Below are 19992 nucleotides of genomic sequence, written 5' to 3'. Positions count from 1 at the left end.
TCGTAATGATTTCCTACGTTTAGAACGACTAATTCAGCGTTACCTTTAAAGCGGGCGTCCGGGAATGGACGCATGACCCGCCGCAACCCCGCAGGCTATGCAACCATTTTGTCAGCCATCCATTTCCGACACGCCCCGTCGCGTGGCAGCAGGCGTCGGAACCGGGCAAAATTTATTATTCGGCTAAAATAAATCGGAGTAATATCAACCTCTGCAATGTCCACGATTCGCGCCCACTTTTGCACCCTTGACTTCACCGCGCCCGCGTCGCTGGCACCTGTCGCGTTGCGGGGCCTGGCATGAGTGGCTCGGTCGTCTTGCTGCACCTCGCCGGTGCGGTCGCACTGATGCTGTTTGCCACCCGTCTGGTGAAGACCGGCGTCGAGCGCGCCTATGGCGATGTGCTGCGCCACAAACTGCGCGCCACAATGCGCAATCCGTTCATGGCGGTTCTGGCCGGCTGCGGCCTGGCTGTCGCGCTGCAAAGCTCGACCGCCGTCACCTTGCTGGTCGGCTCATTCGCCGGCTCCGGTATTGTCAGCGGCATGTCGGGCCAGCTTGCGGTGCGCGGCGCCGAGATCGGCTCGGCACTGGTGGTCAAGCTGCTCACCTTCGATCTGTCGCTGCTGGTGCCGATCTGCTTGGTCGCCGGCACCGTCATGTTCATGGCCACCGAGCGGCGCGACTGGCGCCAGTTCGGCCGCATCCTGGTCGGCATCGGCCTGCTGCTTCTGTCGCTGGAGATGATCGGCCAGGCGTCGGAGCCACTGCGCCAGAGCACGCTGATGCCGCTCATCGTCGATTACTTCTCCGGCGATCCGGTCACCGCCTATCTTCTGGCGGCGTTGGTCACCTGGCTGTTCCATTCCTCGATTGCCGCGGTGCTGCTGATGGTAACGCTCGCCGGCCGCGGTTTCATCCCGCCCGAACTCGGCATCGTGCTGGTGCTCGGCGTCAATCTCGGCTCTTCGATCATCGCGCCGCTACTAACCCGCAACGCAGAACCAGGCGTTCGCATCGTGCCGATCGGAAATCTCCTGATGCGCGGCATGGGTTCGCTGATCATGCTGATCCTGTTCCTGACGTTCAAGCCGCTGGTCGCCTTCTTGGGCAGCACGGTGCCCGAGCAGATCGTCAATGCCCACATTGTCTTCAACATCCTGATCCTGATCGCCGGCCTACCGCTGGCGAGCCTGGTCTATCGCGCCTCGGAAAGGATCGTGGCGTTGGGCACCAAGCCCCAGGCCGCCAACGCGCTCGACGTCGTCGAGCTTTCGGCGCTCAACGAAAGTGCGCTCGACGTGCCGAGCCAGGCATTGGCCAACGCCACCCGCGAGGTGGTGCGGGTCTGCGAAACGGTCGAGATCATGCTGAAACGGATCATCGAGCTCTATGAGAGCGCCGATGCCGAAAAGATTGGCGCGCTGGCCGCACTCGACGACCGTGTCGACAGAAAGCACGCGGCGATCAAGCTCTATCTGGCCAGGGTCACCAAGAACCCGCTGAGCGAGGACGAGGCCCTGCGTTGCCAGGAACTGATCGGCGCCTGCGTCAAGCTGGAGCAGGTCGGCGACATCATCGTGCGCAACATGCTGGTCCACGTGAAGAAGAAATTCGAGCGCGGGCTGGAGTTCACGCCGGAAGGCTGGCGTGAGCTTTGCGCCTTCCATGCCTTGGTGCTTGCCAATGCCAGGCTTGCCTTCAACGTGCTGGTATCCCGCGATCCGGAGACCGCTCGCCAGTTGGTGCTGGAAAAGGACCGGCTGCGCGACCGCGAGAAGGAAACCAGCCAGAGCCATTTCGTGCGGCTGCGCGACGGCACCCCCAAGAGCGTCGAGACCAGTTCGATCCATCTCGACACCATTCGCGACCTCAAGCAGATCAACTCGCTGCTCGCCTCGATGGCCTATCCCGTACTTGAGGAGCGCGGCCTGCTCACCGGTTCGCGGCTGAAGGCCGGATAGATTGCATCCACAGGCCGGGTAGCTTCAGAACATCGCCTAGAAAATTGCTGTTGGCCAATGCGCAAAAATTATCTTTGCGCCACCTCCTGTCTGTCGGCTAAAGATCGCCGCATCTACCGGAAGGAAAGTCGATGGACACCCATTCCCGCAGCTTCGCCAAAGCGCTTTCCTGGCGCGTCACCGGCACCATCGACACGATGATCATTTCGCTCGTCGTGACCGGAAGCATCAAGCTCGCCGCGGCCATCGGCCTGACCGAGGTCGTCACCAAGTCGCTGCTCTACTATCTTCACGAGCGAGCGTGGCTGAAAATTCCTTATGGAAGGAAGGCAGCCGCCTAGCTCTTGCCTCCGCGGCGGGCGCCTGACCGGCGATCAAGAAAAGCTAAAGCGGCGTCGACAATTTCTGGATTGCCCGCTGCCCTCATCCGTGGTTTGAGGCGACCTTATCCGAGGATCGCCTTTCCGCCATGCTCCCCCTCATTGCCCTGTTCATTGCCGCCTTTGCCTTCGGCACCACCGAATTCGTCATCGCCGGCGTGCTGCCGCAGGTGGCGGAGGGCCTTGGCGTCGCGATCCCGACCGCCGGCTATCTCGTTTCCGGCTATGCCGGCGGCATTGCAGTCGGCGGCCCGCTGCTGGCGCTCGCCACCAAAAGGTTCTCCCGCAAGGCCCTGCTGCTTGGACTGACTGCAGCCTTCACCATCGGCCAGGCCGCCTGCGCGCTGGCGCCCGACTTCGCTTCGATGCTGCTGTTGCGGATAGCGGTGGCCGTGGCGCATGGCGCCTATTTCGGCGTTGCCATGGTGGTGGCCGTCGGCCTCGTGCGCGAAGACCAGCGCGGCATGGCGGTGGCGCTGATCCTGTCCGGCCTCACCGTATCGAACGTAATCGGCGTTCCGGCCGGCACGGCAATCGGCAACATCTGGGGATGGCGTGCGACATTCTGGGTGATGTGCGCGCTCGGTGTGGTGGCCTTCACGGCAATCGGCGCCCTGCTGCCGCGCAAGACGGGATCGTCGAGCCCGTCGGCGAGCCTTGGAAGCGAGGTCCGCGTGCTCGCACGCCAGCAGGTCTGGACCTCGCTCATTATTATGCTGATGCTGATGATCGGCCAGTTCGGCCTGTTCACCTACATCACGCCGACGCTGCTTGAGGTCACAGGCCTCGACGAGAAATGGATACCTTGGGTGCTCCTGCTCAATGGGGTCGGCGCAACGATCGGCGTCTTCGTCGGCGGGCGGCTCGCCGACTGGAAGCTGATGCCGTCGCTCATCGCCATGCTTTTCCTGCAGGCGGCAATGCTCGCCTTGATCTACGCTGTCAGCCCTTACCCGCTGCCGATGGTGATAGCGATCTTCGTCTGGGGCGGCCTCAACTTTGCCATCGGCACGCCGATCCAGACCCGCATCCTGACCTGGACCGCGGACGCCTCCAACCTTGCCTCGTCGCTCATCCCGTCGGGCTTCAATGTCGGCATCGCGCTCGCCGCATCGCTCGGCGCGGCGATGCTCAATGCCGGCTATGGCTATCGCAGCCTGCCGGTGGTTGGCGCGATCGCCATGCTGGTCGCGGTCGCGGTTGCGCTTGCCTCGCATGTCTGGGAATGGCGAAGCCGGGCTGCGCCGCCGCTGCCGGCTGCCGCCGAATAGGGCTACAGATCGATCCGGTAGCGCAGGCTTTCCGCGCCGCCATAGGCGGCGTCCTCGAAGAAACGCCCGACGAGCCGGCCGCCATTGGCCAGAACGACCATCTGCGAAGGCACATTGTGAGGCTTGCAGGTGATTTCGACGAAGGGCAGGCCAACCGCCCTCGCCTCCACCAGCATCAGCCGCAGCGCCTCGGTCGCATAGCCGCGTCCCCGTTTCCACGGCACCACCGCATAGCCGATGTGGCCGAGCACATGCGACGGCAGCGCCGCGGTGCCGTGCTGCCAGCGCAGGCCGATTGAGCCTGCGACTTCCCCGTCCCAGATCCAGCGCCGGAATCCGGGCAGCCGCGGCACCGTCGAACCGTCGGGCAAGGTGATCGGCGGTCCCTTGCCATCGGAATCGTCGAGATCGCCAAGGAAAGTCGCTGGATCCTTTTCGATAGCCGCAAGCTGCTCGAGCGTCGCGTCGAGCAGCCGCACATTGTCCGGCGACCAGCCGCGCTCGAGGGCCGCCTTGTAGGACGGCAGGTGTTCAAGTGCCGGTTTAACGAGTTCGATCACGGGCGCGAGCTTTTGGCTGCCGGATTGCGGGCGCGACGGCAAGGGCCTTCGGCGGCTTACTGAAGCAGGCTCTTGACGATGCCGCTCGCCTTGGAAAAATCCATCTGACCGGCGTATTTCTCCTTGAGCGCCGCCATCACCTTGCCCATATCCTTGACGCCGCTGGCGCCGGTCTCGGCGATGGCGGAACGGACGGCGCTTTCCGTCTCGGCCTGACCCAGTTGCGTCGGCAGGAAGTCGCGGATGATGGCCATCTCGTCGCGCTCCTGCGCTGCAAGCTCCGGCCGCTTGCCGTCATCGAACGCCTTGGCCGATTCTTCGCGCTGCTTCACCATCTTGGCCAGGATCTGCAGGATTTCGTCGTCGCTGGCCGGCTCCTTGCCGGCGCCGCGATTGGCGATGTCGCGATCATGAATGGCCGCCTGGATCAGCCGCAATGTCGGCAGCCGGCGCTTGTCCTGCGCCTTCATCGCACTCTTCAGGGATTCGGCGATTTTGCCTCGCATGGTGCTTTCTCCTTCGAATGCCGCGGACAATAGTCGTGCCGATAGCTCAAGGCAAACTCGATAGCGTCCGGCAAACCGCTGATATTATTCGACGAAATAAATCTAGGCTCGCGCGGCGCGGCATCATTGACCGCCTTGGCGCCTTCCCCTATGTACTGGGCCTTGCATGAATTGAATTCTAGTGCACGTCGCCCAAAAATGCGTAGCGGTTTTGGGCAACGACAGGCACAAATGAAAACTTAGCGCGCCGAGGCTGTGAGATCGCCGCTTCGCGCCTTTTGTTGCGCCGACTGAGGGCGCAACCTTTAGGAGTGCCGCCATGGCAACGATGACAGCCGCGTCGACCCCCCCTTGGGCCAGCGAGAGGCCGACAGCCCTGCTGGTGCTGGCCGACGGCACTGTCATAGAGGGCCGCGGTCTGGGCGCCACCGGCTCCGCCGTCGCCGAGGTCTGCTTCAACACCGCGCTGACCGGCTACCAGGAGATACTCACCGACCCATCCTATGCCGGCCAGATCGTCACTTTCACCTTTCCGCATATCGGCAATATCGGCACTAATGACGAAGACATCGAGGACCTCAACCCGCTGGCCCGCGCCGGCGCCGTCGGCGCCGTGTTCAAGGCCGATGTCACCAACCCGTCGAATTACCGCGCCGGAACCGGTCTCGACCATTGGCTGAAGAAGCGCGGCATCGTCGCACTTTCAGGCATCGACACGCGGGCGCTGACCGCGCTGATCCGCGAAAAGGGCATGCCCAATGCCGTCATCGCGCACGCGCCCGACGGTATCTTCGACGTCGATGACCTCAAGCGCCGCGCCGCCGCATGGTCAGGGCTTATCGGGCTTGATCTCGCCAAGGAGGTGACCTCCGGCCAGTCCTCGGTCTGGCGCGAGACGCCCTGGGTCTGGAACGAGGGCTTTGGCGAACAGGCTGATCCGTCGATGCACGTCGTTGCTGTCGACTACGGCGTCAAGCGCAACATATTGCGCCTGCTGGCCGGCCTCGGCGCCAAGGTCACTGTGGTGCCGGCAAAAACCGGCGCCGAGGAGATCCTGGCGATGCGGCCCGACGGCATTTTTCTATCCAACGGCCCTGGCGATCCGGAAGCCACCGGCGACTACGCCGTTCCGGTCATCCAGGATCTGTTGAAGACCGAAATCCCGCTTTTCGGCATCTGCCTCGGCCACCAGATGCTGGCGCTGGCGCTGGGCGGCAAGACCGCAAAAATGCATCAGGGCCACCACGGCGCCAATCATCCCGTCAAGGACCACACCACCGGCAAGGTCGAGATCGTCTCGATGAACCATGGCTTTGCCGTCGACGCCGACTCATTGCCGAGCGGCGTCGAGGAAACGCATGTCTCGCTGTTCGACGGTTCGAATTGCGGCATTGCGCTCACCGGCAGGCCGGTCTTCTCGGTCCAGCATCATCCCGAAGCCTCGCCCGGCCCGCAGGATTCGCACTATCTGTTTCGCCGCTTCGTCAATCTCATCCGCGAAAAGCGCGGCGAGCCGGCACTGGCCGAGCGTGTTTAGCGCATGCGTAAAAACGAATTTGATTGACGGCGCCAGCCGGGCTCCCGGCGCCGATCAAGCCCCGCCTGTCACCGGTTCCTGCGCGTGCATGCGTTTGACTTCCTTCGGCGTCGGCTTGGCCACCCTGGTGACGAAGACGACGAGCGCCAGCGTGAGGAAAATCGCGCCGAGCAGATACGGGGCACCGCCGAAAACCACGGGCGCGTTCGGCCCCGTGAACCAGGAAAAGATCGCCGTATAAAGCAGCGGTGTGATGATCGAGGTGATCGAGAAGATCGAGGTCATCGCGCCCTGGAGTTCGCCCTGGGCGGAAGGTGGCACCTTGGCGGCCGCCAGGCTTCTGAGCGGCGGGTCGGCCAACGCCTCGAGACATCCGACGACGATCACGGCATAGATCATCCAGCCTTGTGACGCGACGGCGTAGCCGAAGGCGCTGAGTGCGGTAAATGCCAGACCGATTACCGCTGTCTTCCACTCGCCAATCTTAGGGATCACGCGCGGCAGGACTGTCGCCATGACGATCGCCCCGCACAGGCCGAAAGCGCCGAGCGAGAAGCCGATCTGTTGTTCGCTCCAGCCATAGCGATAATTGGAGACGAACGACCAGACCGCAGGATACATCATGTGCCCCAGCGTCATCAGAAAGAAGACAAGTCCGATCCAGCCGATACCTTCGTAGTTGCGCATCTGGACGAGCGTGCCGACCGGGTTCGCGCGTTTCCACTCGAAGCGGCGACGGTGCTTGTCATCAAGTGTTTCCGGCAACAGAAACAGCGCGATCAGAAAGTTTGCGAAAGCAAGCCCGGCAGCGAAATAGAACGGCACACGCGGCCCGAACGTGCCGAGCAACCCGCCCAGAACCGGCCCGATGACGAAGCCGACGCCGAAAGCAATGCCGAGCAGCCCGAAATTCTTCGCACGATTTTCGTCGGTCGAGATATCGGCAATGAATGCCGATGTCGTGGAATAACTGGCACCGGAAATGCCGGCCAGCACGCGGCCGATGAACAGCATCGGATAGGACCAGGCGATAGCGCAGATCAGATTGTCGATAGCGAACGTCAGCACCGAGGCAAGCAGGATAGGCCGCCGCCCGAACCGGTCGCTCAACCCGCCCATCACTGGTGCGAAAACGAACTGCATCGCCGCATAGACGAAGAACAGCCAGCCGCCCTCGATAGCCGCCTCGCTGATGCCGACGCCGGTCAATTCCCTGAGATAGGCCGGCAGCACCGGCATAATGATGCCGAAGCCGATGATGTCGAGCAGCAGGGTGGTGAAAACAAGCGCAAGGCCCCGCCTGGCGGTTTTGGGGTCTATCATGATGGTATCTCCTCGGGCCGCCCGAGCGAACGGGAACACACCTTATAGGCGAGCACATCGCTGGGAACAATGAGGGAACGGGCAGAGTGCTTTCATCCTGACATCCCCTGACTGCGATCCAGTCTCTCGGATTACGAGAAAACCGTCGGCTCAGATCGGGTTGTTGAACGTGTCGCAGTCCGAAAGCTTGCCATTCTGGAACCCGCGCGCCAGCCAGGTCTGCCGCTGCTGCGACGTTCCGTGGTTGAAGCTTTCCGGCACGACGTAGCCCTGCATCTTCTTCTGCAGCGTGTCGTCGCCGATCTGCTTGGCGGCGTTCAGTGCCTCCGCCATGTCGCCCTGCTCCAAAATGCCCTTCTGGCCGGTGAAATGTGCCCAAATGCCGGCAAAGCAGTCGGCCTGGAGCTCGACCTGCACCGACATGTGGTTGGCGTCCGCTTCGCCCATGCTCTGCCGCATCTGGTTGAATTTGGGCAGGATGCCGACCAGGTTCTGCACGTGATGGCCGACCTCATGCGCGATCACATAGGCCTGTGCGAAATCGCCCGAGGCACCGAACTGCTGATCGAGCTGCTGGAAGAAGGTGGTGTCGAGATAGACCTTGCGATCGTTGGGACAGTAGAATGGTCCGGCCGCTGACGAGGCAGAACCGCAGGCGGAGCGAATCTGGCCGCTGAACAGGACCAGTTTTGGATCTTGATAGGTCAGGCCCTCGGACTGGAAAATGCCAGTCCAGGTATCCTCGGTCTCGGCCAGCACGGTCGACACGAACTGCTTCATCTCGTCGGATGCCGGCGCACCGGTGCCGCCGCCTTGCTCGCCGCTATTGTCGGTGATCTGGCCGCCGCCGGGCTGCAAGCCGCTGTTATCGAGGATCTGACTCGGGTCGAAGCCGAAATACCACCCTGCCAGGAAAATCAACCCTACGATGATAATGCCCGACATGCCGCCGCCGCCGCCGCGACCGCCGATCGGGATGCGAAACTGCCCCGGCCCGCCGCCAAGCCCGCCGCTCTGGCCGCGCTCGTCCTCGACATTGTCACTCTGACGACGGCCCTTCCAGAGCATGGCAACCCCCGTGATGCAATTTTCCGGCCGATCGGGCCGTGTCCCGGTTCGATCGGACGCGACAACAATTATCTCAACGGTTAGGCCAAGTCACAGTATTTTTCGTGCGAACAAGCAATGCTTGCTGACGCTTGCCTGCTCTCTGGCCGAGACATCGCAAGGTCTGTGCCGTTCACCCTGCTCGTGGGAAGCGAGTCGCGCGAAGAGATACGCTGGCCGTGCTTTTCAGCGGGCGGCGATTATTGCCTTGCGAAAGGCTTCGAGCGTCTCGGCGCTGACGTGATGCTCGATGCCCTCGGCGTCGATGCGCGCCGTCTCGGCGCTGACCCCGAGCGAGCGCAGGAAGGCCTCGACCGTCTGGTGGCGAATGCGGCTCTCTTCCGCAACCTTGCGGCCGGCATCGGTCAGGAACACGCCGCGATAAGGCTTCCGGGAGACCAGCCCGTCGGCGCACAGCCGCGTCAGCATTTTCGCCACCGTCGGCTGAGCGACGCCGAGCCGTGCCGCGATATCGACCTGGCGCGCCTCGTTGCCATCCTCGATCAGGTCGGCGATGAGCTCGACATAATCCTCGACCAGCGCGCTGCGGCGCGCTTCACGCGTCTGCCTAAAGCCTTCCGAGTGGATTTCTGCGTCAGGCAGCGGCTTTTCGCGAGGAACCGGTCTTTTCTTCAGCGCCAATACGCTCCTCCCGGCAGTTTGAATCGACATTGCGGTCATAACACGGAACCCTATTGGTTCTGGCCGTTTATTTCCATTCGGTGGCCGGCGCAACCGGCGTTCACTGCCGTTCCGGCCGCACGGCCAAGCGGCCACAAGAAAAAGCTCAGACAATGAAACATAGCATATTGCATAATGTTCAGCCGTGGCATAGATAAGGAGACAACATCGATCGTTCCAGTGGAAAGCCGTTTCATGTCGGAAGCCGAAGCCACCTCAGCCCCCCGGTCCATGTGGCGATTTGCCCGCCCGGAGGACGACGAGCAGCCCAGCCTTCGCGAAGTCAACGCAACGATCGCGGTGCCGCACTCGGGGATCTGGCTTCGCCGGCTGTTCGCCTTCATGGGGCCGGGCTACATGGTTTCGGTCGGCTATATGGATCCGGGCAATTGGGCGACCGACCTCGCCGGCGGGGCCCAATTCGGCTACACGCTGCTTTTCATCATCATGTTGTCGAACCTGATGGCGATCCTGCTGCAGGCACTCGCCGCCCGGCTCGGCATCGCCACCGGCCGCGACCTTGCGCAGGCGTGCCGCGCCTATTATCCGCGACCGGTCAATTTCATGCTTTGGGTCGCTTGCGAATTGGCCATCATCGCCTGCGACCTGGCCGAGGTCATTGGCACGGCGATCGCCTTGCAACTGCTGTTCGGGATTCCGCTCATCGGCGGTGCCATTATCACCGCGCTCGATGCCTTCCTGCTGCTGCTGCTGATGAACAAGGGCTTCCGTTTCCTCGAGGCCTTCATCATAGCGCTTTTGATTATCATCTTCGGCTGCTTCGCCATTCAGATCTTTGCCGCCGCCCCGCCGGTCGGCTCCATCCTGCACGCGATGTTCGTGCCGTCGTCCGAGATCGTCACCAATCCGGCCATGCTCTACATCGCCATCGGCATCATCGGCGCCACGGTGATGCCGCACAATCTCTATCTGCATTCCTCGATCGTGCAGACCCGCGCCTACGAGCGCACCGATCGCGGCAAGCGCGATGCCATCAAATGGGCGACGACCGACTCGACCATCGCACTGATACTGGCGTTGTTCGTCAATGCTTCCATCCTGATCGTGTCGGCGGTGGCGTTCCACGGCACCGGTCATCATGACGTTGCCGAGATCGGCCAGGCCTTCGAGCTTCTGTCGCCGCTGCTTGGCCTCGGCATCGCTTCCATCCTGTTTGCCGTAGCGCTGCTCGCCTCCGGCCTGAACTCGACGGTGACGGCGACGCTCGCCGGCCAGATCGTGATGGAAGGGTTCTTGCGGCTGCGCATCCCGCAATGGGCGCGCCGCCTGCTGACGCGCGGCATCGCCATCATCCCGGTGGTGGTGGTCACCGCGCTCTATGGCGAGAAGGGAACCGGCCAGTTGCTGGTCTTCAGCCAGGTAATCCTGTCGATGCAGCTCCCCTTCGCTGTCGTACCGCTGGTGCAGTTCGTCTCGGACAAGCGCAAGATGGGCAATTTCGCCATTTCCCGCGCCGTTGCCGTGCTGGCCTGGGTGGTCGCCGGGCTCATCCTGGTGCTCAACTTCAAGCTGCTCTACGATACGGTCGTCGGTCTGGGCTGAGCGTTTCTCTTCTCCAAGCCGACGCAACAAGGTCGGCAGTCATCCGTCCTTCCAACCCTGGAAATTTGCCGGCCGCTGTCGGATAAATGTCCGTTCGCCCGTCCTTGGCTCGAACTCCGGCCATGACGGCACGGATCAGGGAAAGGAAGCTCCAATGAGGAAGATCATCACCGCAACATTCGTCAGCCTCGACGGCGTCATGCAGGCGCCCGGCGGCCCGCAAGAGGACCCTGTCGGCGGCTTCAAATTCGGCGGCTGGACGTTTCATTACTGGGACGATGTGATGGGCGCCGCGATGGGCGAGACGTTTTCAAAACCGTTCGCGCTGCTTCTCGGCCGCAAGACTTACGACATCTTCGCCGCCCACTGGCCTTATCAGAAGAATGATCCGATCGCCGACAGCTTCAACGCCGTCACCAAATATGTGGCGACGCACAGGCCGGATTCGCTGTCCTGGCAAAACAGCCAGCCGCTCGGCAGCGATGTCGTTGCGACGTTGCGCCGGATGAAGCAGGAGGACGGCCCCGACCTGCTCATTCAGGGATCGAGCGAGCTGATCCAGACCTTGCTCGCCAATGACCTGATCGACGAGATCAGCTTGCTGATCTTCCCGCTGGTGCTGGGCAAGGGCAAAAAACTGTTCGGCAGCGGCACGATACCTGCCGCCTTCAAGCTGACCCGTTCGCAGGCATCGACCACCGGCGTCCTCATGGCGAGCTATGAACGCTCCGGCGAGATCAAGACCGGGTCATTTGCCACGGAGCAGCCGTCCGAAGCCGAGATCGAGCGGCGCAAGAACTGGAAGTAGATGCCGCGGGGCGATCAAGGACGGCTGAACACTGGCCGTCCTTTTTGCTGTTTTTAAGCCGCCTCTCGTCGCCGTGCCAACCCATCGCGGAGGTGGCCCGCGAATGCCAGTGCAGCCGGCGCGACGTCGTGCTTCGGCAAATGCAGATTGATCGAAAAATTCGGCAATAACGGCAGCTCCGGATCGTTGGCCAAAATGTCGAGGTCGACAGGCACGGTCGACGCCAACCAGGTGGTGACGGCCAAGTCCGAACGCACCGTCGCCGTCGTCGCGTCGATGCTGCCGTTTTCGAATACGGTGCGCCATTCCAGCCCATGCTCGTTGAGCGCCTCCAGCACCACCGGGCGGAACGCACAGGTCTCGGCGACCATCGAAACCGGCAAGGGCCGCTTGCCGCGGGCGGCGCCGCCTTTGGCGCCGACCCAGACCAGCCGATCAACAACAAGGCATTCACCGGCCGACCGACCGATCGGCTCCTCGATCACCGCGAGCTCTATCGTGCCGGTCGCCAAGGCTGCGGCCAACTCTGGCGACGAAGCACAGACAAGCGAGATCTCGACCTGCGGATAGGCCTCGGCATAGGCCTTCAGCACTGGCGCAAGCAAGGTGCCGACAAGGTCGTACGGCACGCCAAGCCGCACCTGACCGGCAACCGCATCGCCCGCCATCTCCGCCAGGATCTCGTCATTGAGGGAAAGCAGGCGCTTGCCCTTGCCGAACAATCGCTCGCCGGAGCGGGTCAATCGCAATCCGCGCCGATCGCGATCGAACAGGCTGCAGCCGAGAACCTCTTCCAAACGCTTGATCTGCTGGCTGACGGCACCCTGCGTCAAATGCAGCGCGTTGGCCGCCGCCGTCATGCTGGCCTTGTCGGCAACGGTGACGAAGGTTCGAACCAGGGCAGTATCGAGGTTGCGGAGCATCCAGCTATTATATTTGCTAATGCGTGTCATAGCAAACATTGCATTTACTGATGAGCCGAACAGCCTACCGTGCGGGCTTCAAAGGAAGCAGCATGTTTGAAACCGTCCTTCCCCTCGTCCTGTTCGCGCTGGTCTCAACCTCAACGCCCGGCATGGCGACGACCTTATCGACGGCGTCCGGCGCGCAGTTCGGCTTTCGCCGCTCTATCCCGCTGATGGCCGGGAGTGCGGCCGGCCTGGCCACGGTGGCTGCGGCAGGTGCTGCCGGGCTCGCCGGTCTGCTGGCCGCCGCTCCTTCGCTGCAACTGGCAATGAAAATGGCCGGTACCCTCTATCTGACGTGGCTTGCCCTCAAGATCGGCCGCAGCGGTCCGCCCAATCTGGACGTGGCCATGGCAAAGCCGAACAGCTTTTTGGGCGGCGCCGGCCTGCAATGGATGAACCCAAAGGGCTGGGCCATGGGGCTGGGAGCGGCGGCATCCTTTGCCGCGCTCGCCAACGGGCCGCTGCAGCTCGCCGTGCTGCTCGGCACGGTCTTCGGTCTTGCAGCGGCCCTATCGCTGGCGGCGTGGTGCGTGGCGGGCACGCTGCTCGCCCGGTTGCTGCGAACCGAGCGGCAGTGGCGCATGCTCAACATCATGCTTGGCCTGCTGCTGGCCGCCTCGATCATCCCGATGTGGCGGACAGCGTAAGATCAGTCTTTAGCCATGTCAGGCAGCGTAACGCGCCGCCGGCTTGCCCGCCAGAAGACTGCCGAAGAAGCCTTGCCGGACGCCAAGAAAGGCATCCACCCCGGCAATATCGGCAAGACCCGGTGCCGTGAATGCTTCACCCTTTGCCAGGCCAACCAGCGCTGCATCGACCAGATCGTCGGCGGTCACGACGATTTCTTGCGGAACGTCGGCGAGGTCGCTTCCGGCAACTTCCCAGAATTCGGCGCTGGACGAAATCGCCGCGCTGGATTTTGACGCACCGCCCGCCGCGACTTGAATTATCGGCGGCGGGCAGCCAAGCTCCGCTAACAAGCCTTATTCGGCCGGCATCGCCACCGGACGCGCCGCCAGATGGCCCGCCAGCACCACGCCCAGACCAATGATCGGGAATGCCGCCGCGACCACACCGAGGTCGGCCGGTGCGCCATAGCGCAGCACAGCGGCGCCGACCACGGCACCCAGTGCGACGCCGAGATAGAGTGCCGAAGCGTTCAGCGACAGCACGATGGGCGCGGCATCGGGCGCCAGCTTGATGATACGGCTGGCCTGCGCCGGCGGGAACGCCCAGCCGACGATGCCCCACGGCACCATCATGGCCATGAGCGCCGGCCCGGCGATCTCGCGCGGCAGGAACATCGGGATCAGCGAAAACGTGACCAGCATGGCGGCACTCAGCGCCAGCGACCAGCAGACGGTGCGCGTCGCGCCGAAACGGTCGGCGGCCTGACCGCCGCCGATATTGCCGATGACCGCGCCAACGCCGAAAGCGAGCAGCATTCCGGGAAGCGCGATCGGGCTCAGTCCGCCGCCTTCGATGGCGAGCGGCGCGACAAAGGCAAAGACGGTGAAGGCGCCGATCAGCGCCAGGATGGTCGTCACCAGGATAGGCATGACGCCGGGCCGAAGTGCCGCTGCCAGCCGCATCCGGAGCGGCAGCCTGGTGCCGACGATGCCGCGCGGCAGCCGGTACCACAGGATCGCGCCGGCGAGCGCACCAAGGCCGGCAATGGCAAAGAAGGTGCCGCGCCAGCCGGCAACCGTCGCAACGAGCGCGCCGAGCGGCGCGCCGACCGCGACCGCCACGGTGGTGCCGCCGACGACCACGGCAATGGCGCGGGCGCGATGATGGTCGTCGACAAGCGCAACGGCCGTTCCCTGTGCGGTCGCCGCGAACAAGCCTGACGACAGCGCCATGACGATGCGCGCGATCAACAGCAATTCGAAGGAGGAGCTTAGCGCCGCGGCGACGTTGCCCAACACGAAGAACACCAGCGTCCACAGGATGACGCGGCGCCGGTCCCATTCGCCGGTCAGCGTTGCCAGGATCGGCGTGCCGATCGCATAGGCGAGCGCAAACGCGGTGATCAGCGTGCCGGCGAGCGGAACGGAGATGGCGGCATCCTTTGCAATGTCGGGCAAAAGGCTGGAGATGACGAAACCTTCGGTCGAAATCGTGAACGATCCGAGCGCAAGCCAGATGAGGCGCTTATCCATGGCAATTTCCTTAGTTCAAAGCTTATTGAACAATTGGACATAACAGGGCATGATGTCAATAAAGCCGCTGCAAAATAGCCGAACCATCCTGACAGCCCGGTGTCAGGACGGGGCGACGGAACGAAACTATGTGTCCATTAGCCACGAGAGGAGATGCGTTGAAATCGGCTCCGAATGTGCTTAATTCCTGGGCATGACCTTGCCCCATCCCACCGCCGACCAGATCAGCCTGCCGAACGTGCTTGCCGTGCTCGGCGACCCGACGCGACTGGCCATCGTGCGCTATCTCGCCAGCAAAGAGGGCGTTCCGCTGAATTGCAGCCGGTTCCTCGATCTCTGCTCGAAGACCAATCTGAGCTACCATTTGGCCAAGCTGCGTGAGGCCGGCGTCACCCGCACCGAGGCGGTTGGAACCAGCCGGCTGATCACGCTGCGCCGTGACGATCTCGACCGCCGCTTCCCGGGCCTGCTCGACAGCGTGATTGCCGCGGCCGGCGACGACGCATCGTTGCCGGCGGTTGGCGGCCACGAGATCGAAGTCCGCGCCTGAACGGCCCGAAGCTGGGTTCCGCTCTCGCCCGCTTCGCGAGACGAGCAAAATAGCTTCACCTGCCCTCCAGCCATTCCAATTAACGGAGCCTGCCATGCGCATTGCCGTCCTCGCCGACATCCACGGCAATGTCCTGGCGCTCGACGCCGTGCTCGATGATCTGCGGCAGCGCGGCGGCGCCGACCTCATCGTCAATCTCGGCGATTGCGTTTCCGGCCCGCTCTGGCCGCGCGAGACCATGGAGAGGCTCGAGACGCTCGACCTGCCGACGGTGCGCGGCAACCACGACCGCCGCGTTGCCCGCGACACCGCCGACGAGACCATGTGGCCGTCCGACCGCTACGCGCAGGAACGGCTGACCGCAGGCCAACGCGAGGCGCTATTTGCGCTGCCCCTCACGCTGAAGGTGGCGCCCGGCATACTCGCCTTCCACGCCCGGCCCGACCACGACGAAAAATACCTGACTGACGCGATCGTCGACGGCCGGCTGGTGCGCGCGCCGCTGGTCGCAATCCAGCGGCGGCTCGGCGCGATCGATCCCGCCTGCCGCATCATGCTTTGCGGCCACAGCCACCGCAGCGAGCTGGTCCGCATTCCCGGCGGTCCGGTCATCTTCAACCCGGGCAGCATCGGCTGCCCGGCCTATGACGATTCAACCCCGCCGGCGCATGTCTCCGAGCAGGGCTCGCCGCACGCCCGCTACGGCATCGTCGACTTGCATCCTGATCGTTTCGAATCCATCGCCGTCGACTATGACCATGAGGCGGCGGCGTATCAGGCCGAGCAGGCGGGACGGCCCGAATGGGCCCACGCGCTGCGTACCGGCTTCATGCCTAGCTGAACGGATGACCGCCTTCGAGCGGCAGAAGTCGCGACCGGTCCAATCTTCAGTCGTCAGACGCCGATCGCTTCGATCGCTTGGCAGGATGTCGGGCGCTGGCCGCCGAAGTCTTGGACGCCAAAGTCTTGGACGTCGAAGTCTTGGTCGCCGAAGCCTTTGGCCGTGACGTCTTGGGCGCTAGTTGCGTTGGGTTGAAACTCTGTGCTGGGGCGGATTCGGAACCGGCCCGAATGTCGGCGTCGCGCACCTGCTGGCCAAAGTTCAGGCCGGTCAGCTCTTCAATCTCGGCCACCGTCGAAAGGAACTCCGATACCCTGGCAATTTCAAGCGGGTCATCGAATGCCTCGGCACGCTCGCCGAACGCTTCGGGCATCACTTCCAAAACCGGCTTCTGGTCCGCCAGCAGCGCGATGGCGCGCAGGCCAGCTTGATCGGACCACAGCGCGATCTTCCAGAACTTCAGCGGAACATGGCTTTCGAAGCGGTAAGGAGGATCGTCCTCGCCGAACACTGGCCCGGCAAACACCGTGACACGGCCTCGCATCGTATAGGCGTTGCGCAGCACATAGGTTTCTACCGCGCGCCATCTCAACTTCCCTTTGGAGCCGGGATGGTTAAGCGAGCTTCCTTGATTGAAGAAGCCGACTTGCGGCGCAGCATTGGTATAAAAGAACGTGTCGCGTTCTGCCGCGACCGCCTCCTGATCGACGCCCCATGCGGGGTCGCCGCGAAGTGTAATATGGCCCTTCTGGAACATTCGAGCGATTCGTTCCTTGGATTTTGCGACGGGAAATCCAGGCACATTCTGGCTCGAATAGAATTCCTGGGTCATCTGCTCGCCAAGGTCGATGCGCCGATCCGGCCGGAAAGCATCGCTGGCTTCCGAACCGGAAATCGACTCCACCCCCAATTCGATAAGCGACGGGTCGTCGATGACCGTCTTGTCCTCACGATTGACCGCCTTGGTGCGGGATCCATCGATATTGCAGGCGGTGACGAAGGCAAGCCTGCGATCGGCGTTCATCAAGATCGAAAAATGATGGTAGCGCAATTCGTGTGGGTCCTCTCCCGGTTTGGCAAGAAGGTTTTTGGCCAACCGGTAGGGTGAATTGGCAACCGTCGGCATTGCCAGGACAAAGCCCGGTATGAAGCCGGGCTCATACCCTCCACGATCGTCGAAATCCTCTGTTTTCCAACCCGCGGCCTCGGCGATGGCCACCTTCCCGGGTTCGCTTGCCGGGCCTTTGCCGTCGTTTCGTCTCGCATCGCCTCCGTCGCGGTCGATCAGCGGCGCCCGGACATTTATCTCGATGGGAAAAGTCCAGGTGACCGAGCCATCGGCATTGTGTCTCGTCGCCGGCGGATTGCGATCCGGTTCCGGCCGCTGCACCGGCTTGTCCGGCACATCTTCGCGAATATCGGCGTTCAGCCGAACTGTCTCGTCCATCATGCGCGGCATGCCGGCCCAAATCGCCAGAGCTTGCGAAACCGCCGATGCCGAGGAGCCCGGCAGCTTGGACTTTCTAGCACCCAGATCGTCAACGATGGCGCTGATCCGTATGCCTTCGTTGATCTCGCGCGCAAGCGCATAGCCACCTATGCCCGTCACCTCGTGGAACGGGCCGGCCCAATGGTGCAGGGCGATAGGTTCCCATTCATTGTTGAAGACCGGGGAGCCGGACGAACCCTGTTCGGTGTCGGCGACATAGTGCAGCACTTGCACCGTTTCGTCGCGGGCCACCAACCGGTTTTCACGCAGCACCAGTTCCTTGAAGCGGCCATCGGGATGCTGGACGATGTTGGCGATTTCGCCGAGCATATGCTTGTCGCGCGCATCCGACAGCGAGATAAAACCGAACTCCCCCAGTTCCTTTGGACCGGAACGCCGCTCGCCAACTCCGATCAGCGTATAGTCCAGACCCTCTATGCTATCGGTCACGAAACAGGATTCAGGATCGAACAGGAACGTCGTCGGCGTACGCACGGCATTCGCACCGTCCTGCTCATAATCGAACTGGACCTGGAAGCGCCGGGAATCCGCCGGCGACGAAATCACATGGTTGTTTGTGAGGAACAGCCTTGGCCCGACCAGAAAACCCGATCCTTGTGGATTGCCGTTGAGAAAGGCAACGCGGCCAACCGCATCGGCAGCACGGCGCCCACGCTCGAGGAATGCGATCCCGATGAAATCGAGCGTTGGGCCGAGAATTGCCTCCGGCCCTGGCTGCTTGGCGGCGGCCTTTCTTTCCCCGGCAGACCTCATGTCGATCGCTGCCGATATCATCTCCGCTTCGGTGCGGCTGAGCGACGCCTTTACCTGCAACCTGTCGAGGCGCCTGGAGAGGGTCTGTTCGGCGGCCAGCGGATTGCCGTTGGCGATGTGACCAAGTGAAGCCTCAATCTCGGCGCGCGTTTTCTTGATACGCTGGCGAACTATGTTTTCCACCTGCGCAAATATTTCAAGGTCGACCATATTGCCCTCCTCAACCTTACTTGAGAGAGTGCATATTTACATGAAATGTGCAATATTTTGCCGGCTGTTAGTTCACGGAAGTGGCCTGGTCGCGATTCAACACGCGGCACCTTTTCGGGCTTACACAGCGCCGTCTCGTCGCCTATAAAAACCGGCTGGCGTGCGATGGCGTTTTCGTGCCTGGCCGCGCCTTCGGCAATTGAACCTACCGCCCATGGCAGATGATTAGGCGCACAGTAACACTCCCGACGACGCTGCTTGCGATGGTTGCCGCTCCGCTGATGCTGGCGGAGTTGCCGGCCAACGGCCAGGAGCCGGAGCCCATTATCTCGATTGTGACGGGTCTTGCTCCGGATGATCTCCTGAACGTGCGCGCCACGGCGTCGGCCATGGGCAAGATCGAGGCGCGGCTGCCGAGCGGTTCGAGCGTGAAAAATCTCGGCTGCGGCGACGTCAGCGGTTACAAATGGTGCAAGGTTGAAGACATTGACGACCCCAAACTGAGCGGATGGGCGCCGGCGCGCTACCTCGATCCTATCAATCCCCAGCAAGTGACACCCCAGGCGGCGGCCAATACGGAGAGCCCTGCCTCTCAACCACTGCCCGATCTGACAACGCGCCTCGGCGCGACCGCTCCCGAAACGGTGCTGAACTCCGCTGACGCAATCGGCAAGGTGGCGATCGAGGACGCTTACCGCTTGGCCCTGGCCGCTGGAAACCCCTCGACTGGACAGGTTGATGGATCGCCGCCCGTGGCTGCGGACCCCGTCCGGAATTTCGGCGCGGCCAACGCGGCGCCTCCGGCCGACGCACAGACCGTTGCGCGGCTTCAGCCGCCGGGGACACCGGTACCCGGTGCCGGCAACGCCATCCCCTGCGCGCGCTATCTCGGCCAGCCGATGACGAGCTGCAAGGCACACGTCGTGCACACCGGCGACAAGATCGACGTGACCGTGACATGGCCCGATGGCGGCACGCGCATCATCAGCTTCCAGGCCGGCAAGCCGGCCGGTGCGGACGCGCCCGGCGAATTCCGCTTCACCCGCGAGGGCAGCCTGAACATGATCCGCGTCGGTGCTTCCGAACGCTTCGAGATCACGGACCAGTTGGCGCTGGGGGATAGTGATAAGGGGAATAAGGCAGTAGGGCAGTAGGGCAGTATGTTTAAAGGGCGCTCGAACCTCTGCCCTACTGCCCTACTGCCCTACTGCCCTACTGCCCTACTGACCTACTGCCCGAATGCCCTAATGCCCAACTGGCCTACTGACCACCTGGCCACATTACGAAACTGTCTGTAT

General features: G+C 62.9%; 19 protein-coding genes. 10 read left to right on the top strand and 9 right to left on the bottom strand.

Annotated features, from left to right (window positions below):
• The first annotated feature begins 299 nt into the window (after nt 1-299).
• The 3 genes from NKJ20_RS24390 (at nt 300) to NKJ20_RS24380 (ending at nt 3615) form a co-directional block, all read left to right on the top strand.
• Nucleotides 300-1964 carry a Na/Pi cotransporter family protein gene (locus NKJ20_RS24390; protein ID WP_352747576.1) on the top strand — a complete coding sequence of 555 codons (1665 nt, stop codon included), beginning with the start codon at nt 300-302 and terminating at the stop codon, nt 1962-1964.
• Between the two features lie 131 nt (nt 1965-2095).
• Nucleotides 2096-2305 (top strand): DUF2061 domain-containing protein, encoded by a 210-nt coding sequence (locus NKJ20_RS24385; RefSeq protein WP_023678301.1) that lies wholly within the window; start codon nt 2096-2098, stop codon nt 2303-2305.
• A 128-nt stretch (nt 2306-2433) separates the two neighbouring features.
• Nucleotides 2434-3615 (top strand): MFS transporter, encoded by a 1182-nt coding sequence (locus NKJ20_RS24380; RefSeq protein ID WP_352450716.1) that lies wholly within the window; start codon nt 2434-2436, stop codon nt 3613-3615.
• A 2-nt stretch (nt 3616-3617) separates the two neighbouring features.
• On the opposite strand, the gene NKJ20_RS24375 is transcribed toward NKJ20_RS24380, so the two are convergent.
• Both NKJ20_RS24375 and NKJ20_RS24370 read right to left on the bottom strand, forming a co-directional pair.
• On the bottom strand, nt 3618-4175 hold the full coding sequence (locus NKJ20_RS24375) for a GNAT family N-acetyltransferase (protein WP_352744541.1): 558 nt from the start codon (nt 4173-4175) through the stop codon (nt 3618-3620).
• A 56-nt stretch (nt 4176-4231) separates the two neighbouring features.
• A complete protein-coding gene (locus NKJ20_RS24370) occupies nt 4232-4681 on the bottom strand; it encodes a GatB/YqeY domain-containing protein (RefSeq protein WP_023678304.1) in 450 nt (149 codons plus the stop codon).
• A 319-nt stretch (nt 4682-5000) separates the two neighbouring features.
• Here NKJ20_RS24370 and carA point away from each other — a divergent pair, with 319 nt between their 5' ends.
• On the top strand, nt 5001-6218 hold the full coding sequence (carA, locus tag NKJ20_RS24365) for a glutamine-hydrolyzing carbamoyl-phosphate synthase small subunit (RefSeq protein ID WP_352747574.1): 1218 nt from the start codon (nt 5001-5003) through the stop codon (nt 6216-6218).
• Between the two features lie 54 nt (nt 6219-6272).
• Here carA and NKJ20_RS24360 read toward each other — a convergent pair whose 3' ends face one another.
• The 3 genes from NKJ20_RS24360 to mntR form a co-directional block, all read right to left on the bottom strand.
• Nucleotides 6273-7541, bottom strand: a complete 1269-nt coding sequence (locus NKJ20_RS24360) for a TCR/Tet family MFS transporter (protein ID WP_352747571.1) — start codon at nt 7539-7541, stop codon at nt 6273-6275.
• 150 nt (nt 7542-7691) lie between these two features.
• Nucleotides 7692-8609, bottom strand: a complete 918-nt coding sequence (gene ypfJ / locus NKJ20_RS24355; protein ID WP_352747569.1) for a KPN_02809 family neutral zinc metallopeptidase — start codon at nt 8607-8609, stop codon at nt 7692-7694.
• A gap of 225 nt (nt 8610-8834) precedes the next feature.
• On the bottom strand, nt 8835-9290 hold the full coding sequence (gene mntR / locus NKJ20_RS24350; RefSeq protein WP_023678308.1) for a manganese-binding transcriptional regulator MntR: 456 nt from the start codon (nt 9288-9290) through the stop codon (nt 8835-8837).
• Between the two features lie 234 nt (nt 9291-9524).
• Here mntR and NKJ20_RS24345 point away from each other — a divergent pair, with 234 nt between their 5' ends.
• Together NKJ20_RS24345 and NKJ20_RS24340 are read left to right on the top strand one after the other, a co-directional pair.
• Nucleotides 9525-10892, top strand: a complete 1368-nt coding sequence (locus tag NKJ20_RS24345; RefSeq protein WP_352450711.1) for an Nramp family divalent metal transporter — start codon at nt 9525-9527, stop codon at nt 10890-10892.
• Between the two features lie 154 nt (nt 10893-11046).
• Entirely contained in the window at nt 11047-11700 is a 654-nt protein-coding gene (locus NKJ20_RS24340) for a dihydrofolate reductase family protein (protein ID WP_352747567.1), read from the top strand.
• 53 nt (nt 11701-11753) lie between these two features.
• On the opposite strand, the gene NKJ20_RS24335 is transcribed toward NKJ20_RS24340, so the two are convergent.
• Entirely contained in the window at nt 11754-12623 is an 870-nt protein-coding gene (locus NKJ20_RS24335) for a LysR family transcriptional regulator (RefSeq protein WP_352744529.1), read from the bottom strand.
• A 92-nt stretch (nt 12624-12715) separates the two neighbouring features.
• On the opposite strand from NKJ20_RS24335, the gene NKJ20_RS24330 reads away from it, so the two are divergent.
• The gene (locus tag NKJ20_RS24330; RefSeq protein ID WP_352450708.1) at nt 12716-13315 is read left to right on the top strand and encodes a LysE family translocator; all 600 of its coding nucleotides are present in this window, start codon (nt 12716-12718) and stop codon (nt 13313-13315) included.
• Between the two features lie 18 nt (nt 13316-13333).
• Here the strand turns inward: NKJ20_RS24330 and NKJ20_RS24325 are convergent, their stop codons facing one another.
• Together NKJ20_RS24325 and NKJ20_RS24320 are read right to left on the bottom strand one after the other, a co-directional pair.
• Nucleotides 13334-13648: a hypothetical protein gene (locus NKJ20_RS24325; protein WP_352450707.1), complete on the bottom strand. Its 315-nt coding sequence runs from the start codon at nt 13646-13648 to the stop codon at nt 13334-13336.
• A 3-nt stretch (nt 13649-13651) separates the two neighbouring features.
• Entirely contained in the window at nt 13652-14830 is a 1179-nt protein-coding gene (locus NKJ20_RS24320) for an MFS transporter (protein ID WP_352747563.1), read from the bottom strand.
• 193 nt (nt 14831-15023) lie between these two features.
• Between NKJ20_RS24320 and NKJ20_RS24315 the strand changes: the two genes are divergently transcribed.
• Together NKJ20_RS24315 and NKJ20_RS24310 are read left to right on the top strand one after the other, a co-directional pair.
• A complete protein-coding gene (locus tag NKJ20_RS24315; RefSeq protein ID WP_023719360.1) occupies nt 15024-15380 on the top strand; it encodes an ArsR/SmtB family transcription factor in 357 nt (118 codons plus the stop codon).
• Nucleotides 15381-15474: 94 nt separating this feature from the next.
• On the top strand, nt 15475-16221 hold the full coding sequence (locus NKJ20_RS24310; RefSeq protein WP_352747560.1) for a metallophosphoesterase family protein: 747 nt from the start codon (nt 15475-15477) through the stop codon (nt 16219-16221).
• A gap of 46 nt (nt 16222-16267) precedes the next feature.
• Here the strand turns inward: NKJ20_RS24310 and NKJ20_RS24305 are convergent, their stop codons facing one another.
• Nucleotides 16268-18694, bottom strand: coding sequence for a DNA/RNA non-specific endonuclease (locus NKJ20_RS24305; RefSeq protein ID WP_352450704.1), 2427 nt, complete (start codon nt 18692-18694; stop codon nt 16268-16270).
• 263 nt (nt 18695-18957) lie between these two features.
• Here NKJ20_RS24305 and NKJ20_RS24300 point away from each other — a divergent pair, with 263 nt between their 5' ends.
• The gene (locus NKJ20_RS24300) at nt 18958-19848 is read left to right on the top strand and encodes an SH3 domain-containing protein (RefSeq protein WP_352450703.1); all 891 of its coding nucleotides are present in this window, start codon (nt 18958-18960) and stop codon (nt 19846-19848) included.
• Nucleotides 19849-19992 lie beyond the last annotated feature (144 nt).

Source organism: Mesorhizobium sp. M0185 (assembly GCF_040322175.1).
Classification (GTDB): Bacteria; Pseudomonadota; Alphaproteobacteria; order Rhizobiales; family Rhizobiaceae; genus Mesorhizobium.
The sequence above is the reverse complement of the archived record's forward strand: the minus strand, read 5'-3'. Positions and strand labels throughout refer to the sequence as shown.